General features: G+C 65.5%; 12 protein-coding genes. All 12 read right to left on the bottom strand.

Annotation, left to right across the window (positions count from 1 at the left end; translation table 11 throughout):
* Positions 1-413: 413 nt before the first annotated feature.
* The 12 genes from tagQ to tagH all read right to left on the bottom strand — a co-directional run bounded on the left by tagQ (position 414) and on the right by tagH (position 17,752).
* A complete protein-coding gene (tagQ, locus tag BW992_RS07830; protein WP_072390786.1) occupies positions 414-1,352 on the bottom strand; it encodes a type VI secretion system-associated lipoprotein TagQ in 939 nt (312 codons plus the stop codon).
* An 84-nt stretch (positions 1,353-1,436) separates the two neighbouring features.
* Entirely contained in the window at positions 1,437-3,164 is a 1,728-nt protein-coding gene (locus BW992_RS07825; RefSeq protein ID WP_076405943.1) for a formylglycine-generating enzyme family protein, read from the bottom strand.
* Positions 3,157-4,353, bottom strand: a complete 1,197-nt coding sequence (locus tag BW992_RS07820; RefSeq protein WP_072430971.1) for an ABC transporter permease — start codon at positions 4,351-4,353, stop codon at positions 3,157-3,159. Before BW992_RS07820 ends, BW992_RS07825 begins: the two co-directional genes overlap by 8 nt.
* A complete protein-coding gene (locus BW992_RS07815; RefSeq protein ID WP_072390795.1) occupies positions 4,353-5,069 on the bottom strand; it encodes an ABC transporter ATP-binding protein in 717 nt (238 codons plus the stop codon). The genes BW992_RS07820 and BW992_RS07815 overlap by 1 nt, the downstream gene beginning before the upstream one ends.
* Positions 5,069-8,173, bottom strand: a complete 3,105-nt coding sequence (locus BW992_RS07810; protein ID WP_076405941.1) for a serine/threonine-protein kinase — start codon at positions 8,171-8,173, stop codon at positions 5,069-5,071. Before BW992_RS07810 ends, BW992_RS07815 begins: the two co-directional genes overlap by 1 nt.
* Positions 8,170-8,901, bottom strand: a complete 732-nt coding sequence (locus BW992_RS07805; RefSeq protein WP_072390801.1) for a PP2C family protein-serine/threonine phosphatase — start codon at positions 8,899-8,901, stop codon at positions 8,170-8,172. Before BW992_RS07805 ends, BW992_RS07810 begins: the two co-directional genes overlap by 4 nt.
* Positions 8,902-9,555, bottom strand: a complete 654-nt coding sequence (gene tagF, locus BW992_RS07800; protein ID WP_072390804.1) for a type VI secretion system-associated protein TagF — start codon at positions 9,553-9,555, stop codon at positions 8,902-8,904.
* Complete coding sequence (gene tssM / locus BW992_RS07795) at positions 9,552-13,052, bottom strand: type VI secretion system membrane subunit TssM (RefSeq protein ID WP_072390807.1); 3,501 nt, start codon at positions 13,050-13,052, stop codon at positions 9,552-9,554. The genes tagF and tssM overlap by 4 nt, the downstream gene beginning before the upstream one ends.
* The gene (locus tag BW992_RS07790; RefSeq protein ID WP_072390810.1) at positions 13,049-14,359 is read right to left on the bottom strand and encodes a DotU family type VI secretion system protein; all 1,311 of its coding nucleotides are present in this window, start codon (positions 14,357-14,359) and stop codon (positions 13,049-13,051) included. The genes tssM and BW992_RS07790 overlap by 4 nt, the downstream gene beginning before the upstream one ends.
* Positions 14,360-14,365: 6 nt before the next feature.
* On the bottom strand, positions 14,366-15,700 hold the full coding sequence (gene tssK, locus BW992_RS07785) for a type VI secretion system baseplate subunit TssK (RefSeq protein WP_072430974.1): 1,335 nt from the start codon (positions 15,698-15,700) through the stop codon (positions 14,366-14,368).
* Positions 15,701-15,715: 15 nt separating this feature from the next.
* Positions 15,716-16,222 carry a type VI secretion system lipoprotein TssJ gene (tssJ, locus tag BW992_RS07780; RefSeq protein ID WP_076405938.1) on the bottom strand — a complete coding sequence of 169 codons (507 nt, stop codon included), beginning with the start codon at positions 16,220-16,222 and terminating at the stop codon, positions 15,716-15,718.
* Between the two features lie 66 nt (positions 16,223-16,288).
* Positions 16,289-17,752, bottom strand: a complete 1,464-nt coding sequence (gene tagH, locus BW992_RS07775; protein WP_076405936.1) for a type VI secretion system-associated FHA domain protein TagH — start codon at positions 17,750-17,752, stop codon at positions 16,289-16,291.
* Positions 17,753-17,932: the final 180 nt, after the last annotated feature.

Below are 17,932 nucleotides of genomic sequence, written 5' to 3'. Positions count from 1 at the left end.
TCGCGGCGGGCCCACGGAGCAATGCCTTCGTTCGGGAACACCTCGCCTTGGCGAGGTGCCCAGTGGTGGGGCGAAGCCTTTTTGGTTACTTTTGGAGCGTTTGCCAAAAGTAACCCGCCGTAAGGGCGGAACCATAAGCAGCCGTTACCGCAGCAATGGATATGCACACGGTCAACAAAATCCCCGCCAACTGCCAGGCAGCCATCGCGAGCAAGCTCGCTCTCACAAGGGAATCGGGGATAACGCGGATACTGCGACCAGCACAAAACAACTGTGGGAGCGAGCTTGCTCGCGATGGCGGCGGGTCAGTCAACATGAATGCCAACTGAACGGACGCTATCGCGAGCAAACTCGCTCCCACAGCTTTAACGCAGCGATCACTCCCGGGGGAATGATCAGCAGCTCTCACTCAATCAAACATTCGGGCAAGGCACCGGTGCCCAGTCGCCCAGGTCCGGGTTCTTGCACATGCTGTTGACCTGGGTGGTGCCGGCGCTGGCCACCTGCTTGCTTTCATCCTGCTTGGCCTTGGCGGTCTGCAGGGTCTTCTCGGTGGTCACCGCCTCTTTCGGCACGGTTGGCAGCACTGGCGGCTTTTTCGCAGGCTTCACGGATTTCTTGGTCTTGGTGGTGGTCGCCACGACCGGGGTGGTCTCGGCGGTCGCCACGGTCACGACGTCGGTGCGCTGCACGCCCACTTGCTGCAGGTCTTTTTCATAGGCCTGGGTGTAGTTGTTCAGGTCTTCCGAAGCCTTGCCGTTGACCGCGACGATCAGGTCGTTGGACTCTTTCAGGCCGGCGACGATTTCTGCCAGGCGCTTGCGACCTTCGGTGTCGTTGACGGTCTTGGCCTTGCGGTCGGCAACCAGTTTGGTGAACGCGCTCTGGTAGCACTGCTGCGAAGCCTTGGCGTACGCGGTGCTGCGGTCGATGTCGGTAACGCTTTTGTTGACGTCGGCGGCATAGGAAGCGATGCGCTGGTTGTCATCAGCGATCTGCTTCTGGCGCTCGGTGTAGTAACCGGCGGCGCCGCCCGCCAGGGCACCGCCCGCCGCACCGATGGCGGCGTTGCGGCCACGGTCTTCCTTGTCGGCGGTCAGGGCGCCCAGCAGCGCACCACCGACGGCACCGACAGCGGCACCGGTGATGACCGACTTGGTCATGTTCCCCTCAGTGGCCCGCAGGTGCTGCACCGGCTCGTAGCAGTTGGGGTAGTACTCGACCTTGGTGCTCGATGCGACCTTGGACGTCGGCGACGTCGCGCAGCCGGTCAGGACGGTGCTGAAGCCGACCGCGACCATCAGCAAATGACGCTTGGAAACCGAAGCAAAAGGTTTACGGGAGAAAAGCATAGTTGTGTTCTCTTTTAAGTTTTGACCAGCTCAGCACGGCCCAACGCCGCCTGAGTCCCTTCCAAGCTCGCTGACAACGGGCGGTCATGATCGTTGACCGCTCGATGCGAGCAATTCCTTCAATATCGCCGCCGGATCGGCTCGTTTTTGCTGACGATAGTCACCGACATGGCGAACGAACAACGTTGCGCGCGCCACCAGGCTCTTGCCCAGCACCGGCTTGCGCTCCAATTCCTCCTTGATGCGTTGAAACTGCGCCTGGATCACGGCATCGGTGTAGCGCGTGCCCGTGGCGAGGTTGTCGATGTAGATCGCCACCGCGCCGTCCAGCGCGCTGCGGCCGTTGTCGATGGCCGTGGCGAACAGCTGGGCGCTGGCTTCGTCCTTGGCCTCCACGGCCGCCTCGCGACTGCGCTGCAGATTGGTCAGGCGAATGTTGTAGTTGTTGACGGTCTCGGCCACCAGGGCCGCGGACTGGATCAGATTGCCGGCCGCTTCCTCACGCTGCTGGGCGATGAGCGACACGTTGCGCTTGAGCTCTTCATTGACCAGCCCCAGCTCGGCCTGCAGGCGTGGATCGACGCTGGCGGCGATGATGCTGTCCAGGCGCTTGGTGGGATCCTGGGCGTCGTCGATGGCATCGGTCAGGGACGCGAGGCGGCCCTCTTTCTGCCACTGGGCGAACAGTTCCTTGTAGCGTGAGCGCGGTGCCGACAAGGCCCCCACGGCCACCCGGAAACCGGTGGTTTCGTTGCTTTGCTCGGTACCGTCAGCGGCGAACAGCGGGTACTCGCGGCGCATGCCGGTGAACAGCGTGCCCTCGCCTTCCAGGTAATTGCCGCCCTTGACCACAAAGCCGCCATACGCCCCCTGGCGACGTCCGGAATGCACCAGCTGGAAGGACTCCTGAACCATTTCCGCCGCGTTGCCGATCACGTCGAACAGACCGACAGGGTTCGGCAGTTTGGTGCCGATGGGCATCAAGCGTGCGGCCTGGCCGGTGCCGCCGGCCACCTGGTTGAACACCGCCCAGTCAGCCAATGGGCCATCGCCTTCGCTGCCTTCGACCCGCCGGGGGAACAGCCGCCCTTCCAGATCCTGGCGGCTGACGGCTTGCCCGCCCCGGGCGGCGAATTCCCATTCCACTTCGGTGGGCAGGCGCACGAAGCCCAACCCGCCGTCTTCGGCGGACGTACCGCGGCCGCTCACCGGCAACAGGTCCTTGTGGTATTTCATCAGCCAGGCGCTGTAAACGGCCGAGAAACGCTCAGCCTCGAATTTCGACAATTTCACCTTGGGCAGGCGCCCGGCCATGCCCTGGGGAAGCTCGGCCAGCAAAGCCTCACAGGCCGGTGCCGGTTCGCCGCTGGCCAGGGACTGTGCCTGGGCCATCACCTGGGCGTATTGCCGGGCCGTGACTTCGTACTTGCCGATGAAGTACAGCATCGGCTTGAGCGGGGTCTGGGCATCGGTCTTGGGCATCAACGGCGTGATGGTCTTGTTCCACTCCTTGGGCAGGTCCTTGAGGGTGAACTGGCCGTTGATGAAGTCGCGCCGGTAACCGGAAATGAACGACTGCTGGTAGCCGGCCTCACCCTCGCTGAACGGATAGCCCAGGCTGATCTCGCGGTCGTCCAGGGTGCCCTGGGCGAGGATGTAGACGTAGCGGAACACCATCTGCCCCTCGCACGGCAGCGGCAGGCTGACGTCGTCGGGCAACGGCTTGGGGTTGTCCAGCTTGTCGGTGCCTTCATCGGCATACACAAGGCCGGCCAGGCTCAGCGCCACGGCGGCGCCCAATAGCTTATACATCGCGGATTCCTTCAGATGCCTGGATGCGCGCCACCCGCCAGCCGCCGCACGCCGCCGCCAAGGCACTGGTGCCGAGCACGGCCACCAGGGCCAGGATGTAGTGACGCACCAGCAGATGGCTGGCGTACTCGCCCGGCATCTGCGCAAACAGATAATTGAGGCCCGACTGCGCCAGGCCATACAGGCCGGCGCTGAGCAAGGCCGCAAACGTGGCGCTGTAGAGCGCCTGCAGCACTACGAACAACAACAGCGCCGCGGTGGAGACTCCCAGCAGGCGCAGCACCGACAGCTCCCGACGCTTGCGCTCGACCGCCGCCAGCGCTCCGGCGAAGATCGCCGCGAATGCCCCGGCCAGGGCCAAGCCGGCGATGATCCAGAACACGATCGACAGATTGCGACTCAGCGATTGCACTTGTGCGATGGCCTGGGCCTGGGTGGCCACCAGCAGGTTCTGCGCGGCGAAGTACTGACGCAGCGGCTCCACGTCGCCGAGGCTGCGGGCATACAGGCGGAATGCCGGGTACACCCGCTGCTCGGCCACGCCCACCGCATCGCCGGGCCAGCCGAACGCGGCTACGGCACGACCGTCGCGGTAGTCCTCGGCCGCCTCCAGCAAGGCCAGTGGCGCAAACAGGCCATCCCGGGCAAAGGCCTCCAGGGGCAGCACGTGCAGCACCTGGACCCGCGTGCGCTGCGCCTCGCTGCGACCGGCCACCTGCCGGCCGAAACTGGCCTGCAACCAATCACCTGCCCTGGCACCGAGCTTCTCGGCCGCGGTCTGGCTGAGCACCACCTGGTCCAGTCCTTGTGGCAGCGGCAGGCGCTCCAGCAAGGGATCGTTGGCGGCGGTGGGTATCATCTCGACGGTGACGCCCGCCGTGGCACTGCTCAAGTCCGCCGTGGCGGCGATCTGCCGGGTTCGCGGCAAGGCAAAGGCCACGTCACCGCGCTGGCTCAATTGTTCGATGAAAGCGGCGCTGAACCGGCCACCGCCCAGAGGGATGATTTCCCGGGTGGCCGGATCGTTCTGCAGGCGTTCGGTCAGGCTGGTGACCAGGCCGAACTTGAGGCCGAACAGCACCAGCAACGGCGCCACCACGGCCACCAGCGCCAGCACCGAGCACGCCGACAGCCAGGCATCGTTGCGGTAATCCTGCCAGGCCAGGGAAGCCACCAGCGCGCCGCGCATCAGCAAGCCTCCCCGAGGGTGGCGGTCACGCCGCCGTCCGTGTCGCGACGGCAACTGATACGCCGTACCTGCAGACCGCTGGCCCGGGCCAAGGCTTCGTCGTGGGTGGCGACGACACAGCACACGCCGCTGTCACGGGCCTGGGACACCAGCAACTGCATGACTCGCTCTGCGTTCAAGGGGTCGAGGGCAGCGGTCGGTTCGTCCGCCAACAACAGGCGCGGGCCGTGGGCCAGGGCGCGCGCGCAACTGACCCGCTGGCGCTGGCCCACGGAGAGGTCCGCCGGCTTCTTGTCCAGTTGGTCGGCTATGTCCAGTTTTTCGGCCAGGCGCGTCACGCTGCCGTCATCCTTCAAGCCCAGCAGTTTGCGCGATAACTCGATGTTGCCGCGTACGTTCAGGAAGCCCAGCAGGCCACCGGTCTGCAGAACATAGCCCAGGTGACGACTGCGCAGCTCAGCCAAGGTGTCCTGTTGCGACCCACGCCACAGTTTGCCGATATCCAGCGACATATTGCCGGGCGCGAAGTCGAACTGCCCGGCCTGGTCCGGCGCCAGCACCAGCGCCAGCAAGTCCAGCAACGTGCTTTTGCCGCAGCCACTGGGACCGACCACCGCCAATTGTTCACCGGCACGCAGGTGCAGCCTCCCAATTACCAGGCTGTAGCGCTGGCTGCCGGTGCCCCGGCTCTTGTGCACGGCGTTCAGGGTCAGCATCACGGCAGCGTCGACAGCGGAACACGGTACAAGGCATCGCCCGGCTCGGCATCGCCGAACCGTACCCAGTTCGCCAGGTCGTTGTGGAAGGTCTCGTAGAGGCGGATCTTGGAATCCAGCTCATCGATGAAATCTTCCTGCTCGGCCACGCTCAACGACAGCCACAGATCCTGGGTCATGTTCAGCGACTTGCTGCGGTACGGCAGCCCTTCCAGGTACTCGCCGAGAATCCCGCCATCGGCCAGGTTGCCACCCTTGCGCAAGGCCGACGGGTCGCGGCTCATGTAGGCACTGGCGCTGGCGATTTCCTGGAAGAAGTCCTTGGGCGAACGCTGGGTCTTGCGAGCCGCGTCGACGATCAGCTTCAGCGACTGCTGCAGGTCGTTGAGTTGCAGCTTGGTCAGCATCACGCAGACCTGGAACGCCGGCAGCGCCGGATTGGTCAGGTCGCGGTCAGCGGTCCAGGCGCTGACCAGCTGTGGCGCCTGGCTGGCGGCCTTGCGGCCCAGGAAATCCATGTGCATCGCATAGCCCACCGCTGCCGACTTGTCGGCCAGGCTCGGCGCGGCACTCAACATCGGTACGCTTTGCGGCTTGTTGCTGCGCACCTGGTGCACCAGGTCGGCGAACACCGAACCGATCTCGTCCACGCGCTCGCCGAACTTGCGCACATCGGCTCCAGGCACGGGGATGTACAGGTCGCCGATCTGCGGGTTGGCGTCGGCCGTCAGGATGCGGTACTGGCTCTGGGCGCCGGCGTGGGTTTTCTTGCCGGCGTCGCTGAGCAGGTGCAGGGCGTAGATCTTGATCTGCTTGCCCAGGGCCGCCTGGCGCACTTCGGCCTCGTTCATCTGGGTGGCGGCGAACGGGTCGTTCTTGCGCAAGGCACCGGCGTCGGTGACCAACAGGATCAGGCGCCCGCCGTAGCCGGACCAGTCCATGCCTTCCACCGCTTCCATGACACCGGCAAACGCGTCCTCGTTGAACGAATGGCTCGATACCGTGGAAGCCTTGACCTGCCGCGCCAGATCCATGAAACGTTGCGGGTCGCGCCCCTGCTCCAGGGTGATGAGGGTCTTGGCGACGTATTCCAGGCCCGGGGTCTTCTTGACGCTGCTGCGGAAACCCACCATGCCGAAGCTGACGCTGTCCAGCTCGCCCCGTTCGGCGATACGGGTCTGCAGTTGATGGACCACGTCGCGAACCTGGTCGATGTAGGGCTGCATGGACACGGTGGTGTCCACCACCAGCACCACGGCGGTACGGAACGCATCGGCGTTGGCCGTGGTGATCGGGGTGTTGGTCGAGGCGCGGGGCGTGTTGCCCGGGTCGATGGAGGCCACGTTCAACAACTGCACCGGCTGGCCGTTTTCATCGAAGCTCTCGCGGGAATCGAAGATCGGCAACAGGTAGAACTGATTCTGCGGCACCGCACTGGCGGCCGGTTCCAGGGCCAACACTTGCTGGTTGTCCTCGCGGTTCTGCTGGGCCTTGAGCAGGACGTTCCTGGCGTTCGTCGGGTTCGCCAGCAGCTTCTCCACTTCACCGGGCTGACGCAGGAACATGACCGGCGCGCGGCCCGAACGCTCGGTGAACTTGAGCACCAGGCTCTGCTTCCAGTCGCTGACCTGGGCGGCCGGCAGCCAGCCATCGCTGCGTCCGTCCGTGGCGGCGCCCACCCGTACCCACGGACTGCCATCGACGTCCTTGCGCTGGTAGACATACAACACGGAAAACGCCGGCAGCGCCTTGCCCGGCGCGGCACCCGGCTCATCGACCAGGGTCGCGCCCGGCTTGCTCAGTACCCGCTGGAACAGGGTTTTCTTGCCAGCCATCAACAACGGCCGCTGGCCGCCATCGGCCTGGTTCGCCACGGGCGGATTCACTGGGGGCGTCACGGGAGGCTGGGCCGGTGAGGCATCGGGGGCTTTCGCCGGTGGCACGTCGGGGGTCTTGGCCGGCGGTTTCGTGGCCGATGAACCGGAAGCAAGCGGCGGCTTGCTGGCCTGGCCGCTGTCGCCGGACAGCCACCAATAACCCGCGCCGCCCAATGCCAGCGCCACGGCCACCGCCACGGCGGCCAGGGCGAATACCGGGGTCTTGCGCGGCGGCGAAACCGCCGATCGCGACGGGCTCACCGGCGGTGGAACCGGCCTGGCCTGGGGTTGAGCCTGGGACGAGGGCGGCACCGGGCCGCTCGGGATGTCAATGGACATCGGCGTCAGGCCGGCCAGGTCATCCCCCACAGGCTTCGTCGACACCGGCAGCGGCAAAGGCCGGATCAAGGTCGCGTCGGACTCCGGCGGCAGGTTGTCCAGGGCCCGCAGCAAGGCGGCCGCATCCGGGAAGCGCTCCGCCGGATCCTTCGCCAGCAGCTTGCGCAGCACGTCCTGGTACCGGCCGTGATGCACCGGCAGTTCCGGCAGCGGTTCGGTCAGGTGGGCCAGTGCCGTGGACAGCGCGTCGTTGCCGGTATAGGGCAGTTTGCCGACGAGGATTTCATACAGCACCACGCCCAGGGCATACAGGTCGGCGCGGCCGTCGATGTCCTGTCCGCGAGCCTGTTCCGGGCTCATGTAGCTGGGTGTGCCCACGGCGAAACCGGCCTGGGTGAACTGGGTGCGGTCGTCCAGTGACTTGGCGATGCCGAAGTCCGAGAGCACCGCCGTGCCGTCGGCGCGGAACAGGATGTTGGCCGGCTTGACGTCGCGGTGCACCAGGCCCAGCCCATGGGCATAGCCCAGCGCGGAAGCGATCTGGCGGATATAGGCCAGCCCCTGCTCCGGCGAAAGGCCGGCGGCGATGCGCTCCTTGAGCGTGCCGTTGGGCAGGTACTCCATCGCCATGTAATACAGCTCACCGACGTTGCCGATGTCATGGATGGTGACCGTGTGAGGGTGCGACAGGCGGGCCAGGGTCTTGCCTTCGCGCAGGAAGCGCTCGCAGAACGTCGGGTCGGCGGCCAGTGCCGCGGCCATGACTTTCAATGCCACCTTGCGTTCCAGGGATCGCTGGGTCGCCAGGTAGACACTCGCCATGGCGCCTTCGCCGATCTCCCCTTCGATGTCGTAGCCGGGGATCTGGATATTCAACACGGAACTCATGACGGCACCTTCACGACCACCACGGTGATATTGTCCGGCGCACCGCGCATCAGGCCCAGGGACACCAGGCTGCTGGCAATTTCGCCGGGGTCGTCGTGGTTCAGCACTTCGCGGATCTCATCGTCCTCGACGGTCTTGGTCAGCCCGTCGCTGCACAGCAGGTAACTGTCGCCGGGCACCAGCAGCAGTTCGACCAGCGCCAGCTTCAACTGCGCCTCGACCCCGATGGCCCGGGTGACCACGTTGGCCCGGGGATGGACCCGGGCTTCGGCTTCGCTGAGCAGGCCACTGTCCTGCAGGTCCTGGACGTAGCTGTGGTCCCGGGAGATGCCTTCGAGCACCCCGTCGCGCAGGCGATACAAGCGGCTGTCACCGGCCCACAGGCACATGCCGCGCAGGTCTCGGGTGGCCAGTACCACGACGGTGCTGCCCATCATGGTGACGCCGCGGTTGGCGGTTTCTTCGCGCACGGCGGCGTTGACCCGCAGCAGATCGCTCTGCAGCGCCGCGACGTATTCATCCAGGGAGCGGCCCACGGCAATGGATCGCAGACTGTCGACGATCAGGCTGCTGACGTAATCGCCCGCGGCGTGCCCGCCCATGCCATCGGCCACCACCCAGAGGCCGTTTTCCGGCAGGTCCAGGCAGGCGTCTTCATTGACCTGGCGGACCATGCCGACATGGCTCTTGCTTGCAGACTTGAATGCTTTCCCAGCACTTGGACGCATCTACACAACACCTTCTTGGCCGAGCAAAAATTGCGCGAAATCGGCGGCAGCCGGCAGGCCCCGACACCGCATCAAACCGGGCGCGATGCGCTCCGAACCCTGCCCCCACCACAGGCTTGTGCCTTCGCAGGCCGACTCGGCGAGCGCGGTCATGCGCGCCTGTGGGTCGGTGGCATCGAAGCGATGCAGGCTGGCGAACTGGCTGCTCGGCAGGCGCGTTCGATACGCAGGGCTGCCCAGGCTTTCCAGCTCCGTGCCGAAAGCCTCGAAACTGGCCTCCACGTTCAGGGTGCTCAACAGCAGGTTTTCCACCCGCTCGAACCACTCGTCCGCACCACCCACCACCGACGCCGGATCGGCGTCGGGTTCCAGCAGCACCGCCACCGTCAAGGGGAAATAGCGGCCGACCCGGTCGATGCTGGGCATCACCACGCCCACGGCCGCCTCCGGCCCGCATACGCCCGGCGCGACCATGAAGCGCCACAGCGGGCTGACCAGATAGGCGTCCAGCCAGCGCTCGCCAAGGCTGGTCTGGCTGGCGAGCAGCCCCGCCGCCAGCCAGGAGTCCCACGGGGCGATGAAGCTCTGGGGCAAGCCACGGCTGACGAAGTCCCCCCGGCTGGCCAACTTTCCATAGAAGCCCGGTGTACTCATAGCCGCTCCGGCAGGCTGAAGCCGCTCAGTACCCGGCTCTTGAACGGGTTGAAGGCACTGTTGGCCCGCAGCTCGTAGGAGGCGCTGGCGCCATCGACCCGCAGCCGCAGGTTGAAGCGGTCCGGCGAGTTGCCAGCCGTCAGGTCCGATTGTTCCAGCAGGCGGAACCAGGCCCACGGACCGTCCAGAGTGATGCCGGAACGGCCGCTGGACGATGGCGGCATGATGGAAATCCGTACCACGCCGATGCTGCCGGGGTTGGGCCATTGCATGGCGGTCGGCCGGCTCGGACCGTGGTCGTAGCTCAGCTGTTGACCGTCGAGGTCCAGCAGGAACTGGGTGATGGTGGAATCCATCGCCACTGGCTTGAGCTCGAAACGCACCATCGGTTGCGTGCCGCCGGAACGGAAGAACGCATCGCGGATGGTGGCCGCGCGCTGGAAGGTCTGCAGCACGCCGGGGGCGATGCCGAGCTTCTGGGCGGCGCCCGGTTGCCAGCGCCAGGTCGGCGTCGATGTGTCGACGTAGGGCTGCAGGTATTTGCGGAAGTAATTGTCCATCACCCCGCCCACCCCGAAGAACTGGCCGAAGTCATCCAGGGTCGCATCCCGCGCGCTGCCCGGCGACATGGGGTAACGCCCCGCCAGGGACTGGCGATAGATGTTCACCACTTCGCTGGTCCAGGCGGCGTTCAGTTGATTGCGTACCCCGCCCATCATGCTGTTGGTGGTGGAGTTGACCACCGACTTGACCAGCCCCTGCACCAGCGGCGGCTGGCGCTCGGCGTTCAGGCTGACCCGGGTGGCCGCAGCGGCGGCCTGGTTCTTGGCTTCACCGAGCAGCGCGTCGCCGCTGGCACCGACCATGGCGCTGACCTGCACGTACAGGGCGTTCATGTCGGCCAACAGGCCATCGATGGCTGCCGGCTCGCCATCCGTCTTGCTGACGATGCTGTTGAGCTCGGCGAAGTGCGCGGTCACTGGATCGTCGCTTTGCGCCGGTGCACTCTGGGTCGCCTGTTCCTGGCCCAGCAGGCTGCCCAGGCGTTCCTTGAGTTTGTCGACCCCCCCCTCCGTGGGCACGCCTTGGGCGGCCAGCTGGCGCTCGTGCTGTTGCAGGTCGGTTTCCTTCGCCACGGCCACCAGCAGTTTTTTCAGGGGCGACGTCGGACCGGAAATCACCCGCAACACGTCGGCGGCCTGGGCCACGCTGGTGATGGGCACGAAGTCGATATCGGCCAGCAGCGCGTCCCATTGCCGCTGGTAGTCCTCGAAGTACAGGCGACGCACATCGGCGGCCAGGCTGGCGACGTTCTGCTGGTCGGCCTGCTCAAAGCCCAGCACCCACTGCTCTTCGGCCAGGGTGCCGGTCTGGCTCAGGCTGGCGAGCAGGAAGCCCTGGCGATAACCCTTGACGGTGAAGAACCCGCTCAACGGCTCGCCCAGCGGCTTGCCGCTCTTGCGACTGAACACCAGCGCGGCGTCGCGCCCGGCGGCTTCGTTGATGCGGAAGTCGGGTACGCCGTCGGGCAGTTTCTGCCGCTTGATCCGGTCGTAGACACGCTGGGCCACCGGCAGCTGTTGCAATTGCCGACGCAGGTCGTCGATCAGCCGCGGGTCCAGGCGCGCGGTCGGCGGACGGCGCTCGAACAACGCCTGCAGATGCTCGCCCAAGGCCAGGCGCTGCTCGGCCGGCAGGTCTCGCGGCAGGCTGCGATCCCAGTCCAGGGCGACCCAGGCCTTGATGAAATCGGCATCGTAGTGCTCGTTGTCGGCGAGCATCAGGTAGGCCTTCAAGCCCTCATAGAGGAAGTCCGAATTGCCGCCGCTGTGCAGTTGCTCTTCGATGCGCGTCAGCAGGCGCGGGGCGAACACCGCGATCAGCAGCTTGCGGTAGACACTGCCGGACTCGGCTTCGAGCATGTCGCCCTGGTACAGGCCCAGGCCTTCGGCCCAGCTCGGGGCGTCGTCGGCCAGATGTTTCACGGCGTTGAGCAATGGCAGCACCGCCAGCACATCGCGCTGCGCCGGGCTGAGGTTCTGCACCGTCTGGCCCAGCGGCGCGACCTTCTGGTCGACCTGGGCGATATAGGCCTGGTTGGCGCGATAACTGACCCACCACAAGGTGCCGACCACCAGCACCAGCACCACGGTGCTAGCCAGCACGCCCCGGGCGATCCACTTGCGCCGGCGCTCGACCTTGGGGTCGACGCCCACCAGCCCACGCTCGGCGAAGGCCACGGCGGTGAAGAGCTTCTCGATGAAGTAACTGCGCCCGGTACCGGTCTGGCGCGCCAGATGCTGGCGGTCCAGGTTCATGCTCTGGGCCATGGAGCCGATCAGTCGATCGATCGGGCTGCCTTCCTGGGTACCGCTGGTGAAATACACCCCACGCAGCAACACGCGCTCTTCGAAAGCATTGGGCTTGAACACCCCTTCGAGGAAGCTTTGCAGGCAATCCTTCAGGGCGCCGAACTGTTGCGGGAAGCCATAGATCAGGTCGCGTCGCGCCGGATCGCGCTCCTGCTGCAGGCGCTCTACCAGACGGTCGTTGAGGCGCTGCTCCAGGCCGGCGAATTCGCTTTGCAGGTGGGCCAGCGGGCTGTCGTTGCTCTTGCCATCGTCCAGGGCAAAGGTCATGCCCCAGACCTGGGCGCGTTCTTCCTTGCTCAGGGTGTCGAAAAACTCCATGAACCCCGGCACCAGGTCGAGCTTGGTCAACATGAGGTAGACCGGGAAGCGCACCCCCAGCTGGGTGTACAGCTCCTGGATGCGCAACCGGATCGCCGCGGCATGGGCGGCGCGCTCGGCGTCGCTGCCCAGCAGCAGGTCGGAGAGGCTGATGGCGATGAAGGCACCGTCGATCGGGCGACGGGCGCGCTGCTTTTTCAGCAGGCCCAGAAAGCCCAGCCATGCCGCCTTGTCGACGGTGGCATCGCTGTCCTGGGTGGTATAGCGCCCGGCGGTGTCGAGCAACACGGCCTCGTCGGTGAACCACCAGTCGCAATTGCGCGTGCCACCGACACCGCGCACCGCACCGGCGCCCAGTTGCGCGGCCAACGGGAAATGCAGCCCCGAGTTGACCAGGGCGGTGGTCTTGCCCGAACCCGGCGGGCCGATGATCACGTACCACGGCAGCTCGTAGAGGTTGCGACGCTCGTCGCCCCCAAGCTTGGCTTTCTTGAGCAGCGCCAAGGCTTCGTCCATGCGCTGGCGCAGGGTTTCGAGCTCTTCGGCAGTGGCGATACTGGTGGGGTCGGGCGGCGTTTGCGCGGCCAGGCTGCGCATGACTTCGGCGGCCTGCCGGCGGGCCTGGATGATGCGCAACACCCGATAGGCGATCCACACCGCGAACACCAGGATGATCAATGCCCAACGCCGGCCTTCGGGCACCAGCCAGTCCAGCAGCGGGCCCACGAACCAGATGATCAGGCTCAGGGCGATCAGCCCCAGCAACGGGATGACCCAGCGGATCATAAAACTGAAAAACGCTTTCACTCGACCCCCTCCGCCAAAACTGTGATTTCAACCCGACGATTGCGTGCACGCCCCTCGGTGGTGGCGTTGGACGCCAGCGGCTCGGTGTCGCTGCGGCCTTCGGCGCTGAAGCGCTCGGGTTGACCGGTCTTGGCCGAAAGAATCTGCAGCACCGACTGGGCCCGTGCTTCGGACAGCGCCCAGTTGGACGGGAATCTCAACGTGGCGATCGGTCGGTTGTCGCTGTGGCCGGTGACCAGCACCTGGCCCTTGACCTTGCGCACCGCGTCGGCGATGCGCAGCATCAGCGGCTGGAAATCGTCCTTGATGCTGGCGCTGCCGGAGGCAAACAGTTCGTCGCCGCGGATGGTCACCACCGAACGGTCGACGGCGTCTTCCACGGCGATCCGACCGGCCCTGATTTCATCGGCCAGGAAACCGGCCAGGCGTGGGCGCTCGATGACTTTGGGCTGCACCACGGGTCGGTCGATGGCCTGCACCGGGATCTCCCCCAGGGCATGGATGTTCTTGAACACCGGCTCGGCATCGGAGGCCAGTTTCATGCGCAGGCCGAACAGCAGCGCCAGCAAAAGGGCCGCGCCGATGGCCACGGCGATCCATGGCGGCATGAATTGCGCCAGGCGATCCCGGCCCACGGTGACGCCGCGCCAGTGCGGCGACAGCTCGCGCTCGTAGTCGCCACGGGCGCTGCGGATTACCGCGCTGGTGCGTTCGCGCAAGGCTTCCAACTGGCTGCGACCGTCGTTCATCACTCGGTAGCGTCCCTCGAACCCCAGGCACATGCACAGGTACAGAAGCTCCAGCAGGTACAGGCGCTCCCGTGGGCTTTGCAGGCAATGCTCCAGCAACTGGAAAACCTTTTCGCCGCCCCAGGCTTCGTTATGCACAGTGATCAACAGGCTTTGCTTGCCCCAATCGCTGGTGCCGCCCCAAGGCGTACTCAACACGGCTTCGTCCAGGGCGGTGCACAAGGCGTAGCGGGCCAGGAGCACATCGTTGCGCACCACGCCGGCGGCTTCGGCGCGTTCCTCGAACTGCCGCAGGTAGGCCAGCAACTGCGCCCGCAGGCTGGCCGGCGCCGGGTGCGCGATGGTGTTGCGCAGGCGCGTCAGCAACGCCAGCAAGGGGCCGGCGGCGCTTTCCAGCGGATTGAGACCCTGGGCCTTGCCGGTCAGGACCGGCGCGGCCGGCACCGACAGCGGTGTCGACGCGGGTGCCGGTGCGGGGCGGCCCGCCTCCGGACGGAAGGGATCGGCGCCACGCCCACCGGGCGTCGGCATGAACTGGGTACGATCGTCGTTGCTCATCGCCAATTATCCTCGGATCGCCCAGAAAGCCAGGTTCAGCCCCGGGAACTGGCCGGCGATGTGGAACGCAAAACCGCCGGAGTTGCCCAACTGCTTCCAATGGTCGCTGCCCCGGTCGAGCTCGTAGTAGGTGGATCCGGCGTGGTACGGCAGCTGGCGTGGCGCCACCGGCAACGGCAACAGGCCGATGCCCGGCAGTTGCAGGTTGACCAGGTCGCGGATGTGCTCCACCGAACCGATCTTGCTCTGCTGGCCGAAGCGGCTGCGCAGGGTCTCGGCGGGAACGTCGGCGCGCACCACCAGGATGAAGCTAGCACTGTCGAGCAGGGTCTTGTCGGCCAGCATCGCCACGTGGATGCCGTAGGCCTTTTCCACGATCGGAATGGGAATCGCCTTGCTGTCGATCAACATGGACAGGGCTTCGCGCAGGGCCTGCATCACCGGCGCATAGCTCAGTGCCAGGTCGTCGTGCTGGTACTGCGGGTACTCCTGCGGTCGTCGGCCGGAGGCGGTGAAGGTGGAGAACTCACCGGCCAGGGCCACCAGCTCGCTGTAGAACCGCTCGGGGTGCAGCGGGCTCAACTGGCTCAGGTGCTGGATCAGCGGCTGAGCCCGGTTGACCAGTTGCAGCAGCATGAAATCGGCAATCTCCGAGGCACCACCGGCGCCGGACGCCACCACGCGCCCGGCCAGGGCTTCGCCACGCTGGTGAAGCAGGCCCAGCAGCTCACTGCGAAACGCGGCCAACGGTTTGGAGACGAGCACATCGAGCACCGGCGGGATATAGGTCTCGTCGAGCACCAGGGCGCGGTCGGCGCGCTTTTCCTTGATTCGCACCACGCCGACGGCAGCGTAGTCACCGATGCCGTCCTGCTCCGTCAACAGGCGCAACGCCCGCGAACCCACCGCCACCGGTGCGCGGTTTTCGAACGGCGCGTTGTCGTCCCGCACTTCGCAGACCTGGCTCACATAGCGCGCCGCGCCCAGGGCTTCGCCCTCATCGACGGTGTCCCGGGTACCGGCACGCTTGAGCGGCAAGGCCAGGTACACCAGGCCATCGCGCAGGTTGTCATCGACATTCAGGGGCGTCGGCGCCACATCGTCCTGGGGGATGTTGAACGGTGTGCCGTCCGGCAACAGCCCCCGCGCGCGGATGATCGCCAGCTTGCCCTGGGCCAGCAGGCCCTGGTCGATCAGCAATTCGGAAAACCCCCAGGCGCCGGCCGACAGCGGGCGGCTGCGAGCGTCGATAAGGTTTTCCAGGTAACGGTCATGCTGCTGGAAGTGCTGCGTTCCAATGAACATGCCTTCCGACCAGACCACGCGATTGTTCCAGGACATGGGGGCTCCGATTGCTTATTGGGCAGGGCTGGATGGGGTAACGACGACGTCGCTGCGCACGGCGCGTACATCGAGGCTGATCTGGTATTCGGTGTATTGGCGCGCCGGGACATTCAACACCGTGCGCCACAACGAGCGGTCCAGCTCGCGATAACCCACCAGGATGCCGATATGGCGGGTCGATGGGTCCAGATCGCGTTGCAGGCTCAGCTGCTGGCCGGGCTGGACCAGTACTTCGTCCTGATCGATCAGGTCAGCGCCCAGCGTCGCCTGGGCCCGTTCGGCCAGGGCGAAATAATCGGAGCGACCGAAGGTGGCGGCGTTCTTCAGTTCGAAAATCCGCACCCGGACCGGGGCCGGCTGGCCGGTTGCACCGGGGTTGAGACCGTTTATGGCGTGGAAGTGCAGCTCGATGGCGGCGGTATCGGCCTCAGCCTCTTCGGGCTGGTTGTTGGCCGCATCCTTGGCGCACGCCGTCAGCAGAAGCGCGGCGGCGACTGCGAGTAAAAACCTGGGAATCATCCTGCGTCCTCAATGACGTTTGAGCTATCCGTTGTTTGACTATGAAAGGTTAGGGGGCGTCGACGCTCAACGGCGTCGCTGTCGTGTGCTGTGTTCTTCGTAGGCACGGCTGAATTCACGACCGAACAGGTCCTGGAAATCCTCCTGGGCTTCCCGGGAAATGTTGCTGTAGAGCTCGGTGAATTGCTGCCAGTACTGGGCCTGCCGCGAGCCGCTGAAAATACCCGAAAGCCCACCGGGCTTGGCCATGCGTTCTTCCAGTTGCGACGGCTCGAAGCGCCCCAGCAGATGCTTGATGGCCGCTTCCACACCGGCCATCACCGCCAATTGGTGGGCGCGCAGGTCATCGAAACTGTCACGCACCGCCGCGTCCGGGGCCATGAACGCCTGGTTGCCATGGCGCAGCAGCAACAGCATGGCCTCGTCGACGTTGGGTGCGAACTTCAGCGGGTTGTTCTCCACCGGCTGGATCATCGTCTGCTGGATGCGGAACTCACCCTTGAGGCTGCTGCGGGCGCGCAAGACATCGATCAGGCCTTCGACCATCAGCCGGTAGCTGCGACCGATGCTTTCCATCTGCGCCTCGGCCTGGGCCTTGTCCAGGCGCAACTGCTCCAGCCCGGCTCCGCGCAAAAAGGCCTGCAGCAGATCGGGCCGGGCGCCTTCGACGGGCTGCTCGGGTGCGACCGGCGGTGCAACCGGCGGCTCGACACGGGCGACCGGAGGTGGAACAGGCTCGTCCGGCACACGGGTTTCGAACACGCTGATCTGCGGCGCAGGGATCGGGTTCGGAGGCACCGGTATCGATACCGGCTCCACCACAGGCGGCGGAACAGGCTGGGGGTTGACCGCCACCGGCTCGGGCTTGTCGCTGAACGGGTCCCAGTCCTCCGGAATCACCGGGGCGCCCGTCATCGCCACAGGCTCGACCAGCGGCGGCGGGCTGGGGCGCGGCATCGGCGTGGGCGGACGGAAATCGTGCTGCTGGGCCGGTACGTGATCGGGCTGGGTGGCCGGCGGGATGCTCGAGGGTGTCAGGAAGTCGAACAGATCCGGCATCGTGTCCATGGAGGACACGCCCTGGAACTGCGCAGGCGACACCACGGGAATTGGCGAAGGCGTATGCAGGGGGGCGCTCTGCTGCCCCATCAGGGCTTCGAAGCTGCTGGGCGATTCGGCGAACGGGTTGCTGTCGGTGACCGGCAGGTTGAAATCGACACGCGCCTGGATCTCGTAGTCGCCGATGCGGATCACTTCGCCGTCCTGCAGGGGCTCACTGTTGCCCTTGCGCAGGCGAACGCCGGCCTTGACCAATTCCACACCGTTAGTGCTGTTATCGGTCAGATAATACCGGCCATCCTTGTATTGAATAACGCAATGTTTACCGGAAACCAGGCGCTCGGGGTCCGGTAATACCCAATCATTATCGGAATTACGGCCAATTGCCATCACTCCTTGATCCATGGACTTTTCAGAACATTGACCGGGAGTAATCTTGTGATAACTAGTGATAGTCAAACACAGCGGCATCTCGCCTCCTTGCTGAACACTTCTTTACTCGTCTTCGCATGCGAGCGTATCGAGGCATACGCACCTCGGCGACTCGCTTGAAAAACCCCTGCAAACTGCCGTGAAACGGCTTTTTGCCAGCATGATGGCTGATATTAACCGGCCTGCATGACAAAAAACCTGTCTGCGTACCCTCCTCGA

Source organism: Pseudomonas sp. 7SR1 (assembly GCF_900156465.1).
Classification (GTDB): Bacteria; Pseudomonadota; Gammaproteobacteria; order Pseudomonadales; family Pseudomonadaceae; genus Aquipseudomonas.
This window is presented reverse-complemented; position numbering and strand designations above follow the sequence as displayed.

Coding starts and splice junctions, on each gene's coding strand:
- tagQ (WP_072390786.1), bottom strand. CDS start 1,352: ATGCTTTTCTCCCGTAAACCTTTTGCTTCGGTTTCCAAGCGTCATTTG.
- BW992_RS07825 (WP_076405943.1), bottom strand. CDS start 3,164: ATGTATAAGCTATTGGGCGCCGCCGTGGCGCTGAGCCTGGCCGGCCTT.
- BW992_RS07820 (WP_072430971.1), bottom strand. CDS start 4,353: ATGCGCGGCGCGCTGGTGGCTTCCCTGGCCTGGCAGGATTACCGCAAC.
- BW992_RS07815 (WP_072390795.1), bottom strand. CDS start 5,069: ATGCTGACCCTGAACGCCGTGCACAAGAGCCGGGGCACCGGCAGCCAG.
- BW992_RS07810 (WP_076405941.1), bottom strand. CDS start 8,173: ATGAGTTCCGTGTTGAATATCCAGATCCCCGGCTACGACATCGAAGGG.
- BW992_RS07805 (WP_072390801.1), bottom strand. CDS start 8,901: ATGCGTCCAAGTGCTGGGAAAGCATTCAAGTCTGCAAGCAAGAGCCAT.
- tagF (WP_072390804.1), bottom strand. CDS start 9,555: ATGAGTACACCGGGCTTCTATGGAAAGTTGGCCAGCCGGGGGGACTTC.
- BW992_RS07790 (WP_072390810.1), bottom strand. CDS start 14,359: ATGAGCAACGACGATCGTACCCAGTTCATGCCGACGCCCGGTGGGCGT.
- tssK (WP_072430974.1), bottom strand. CDS start 15,700: ATGTCCTGGAACAATCGCGTGGTCTGGTCGGAAGGCATGTTCATTGGA.
- tssJ (WP_076405938.1), bottom strand. CDS start 16,222: ATGATTCCCAGGTTTTTACTCGCAGTCGCCGCCGCGCTTCTGCTGACG.
- tagH (WP_076405936.1), bottom strand. CDS start 17,752: ATGCCGCTGTGTTTGACTATCACTAGTTATCACAAGATTACTCCCGGT.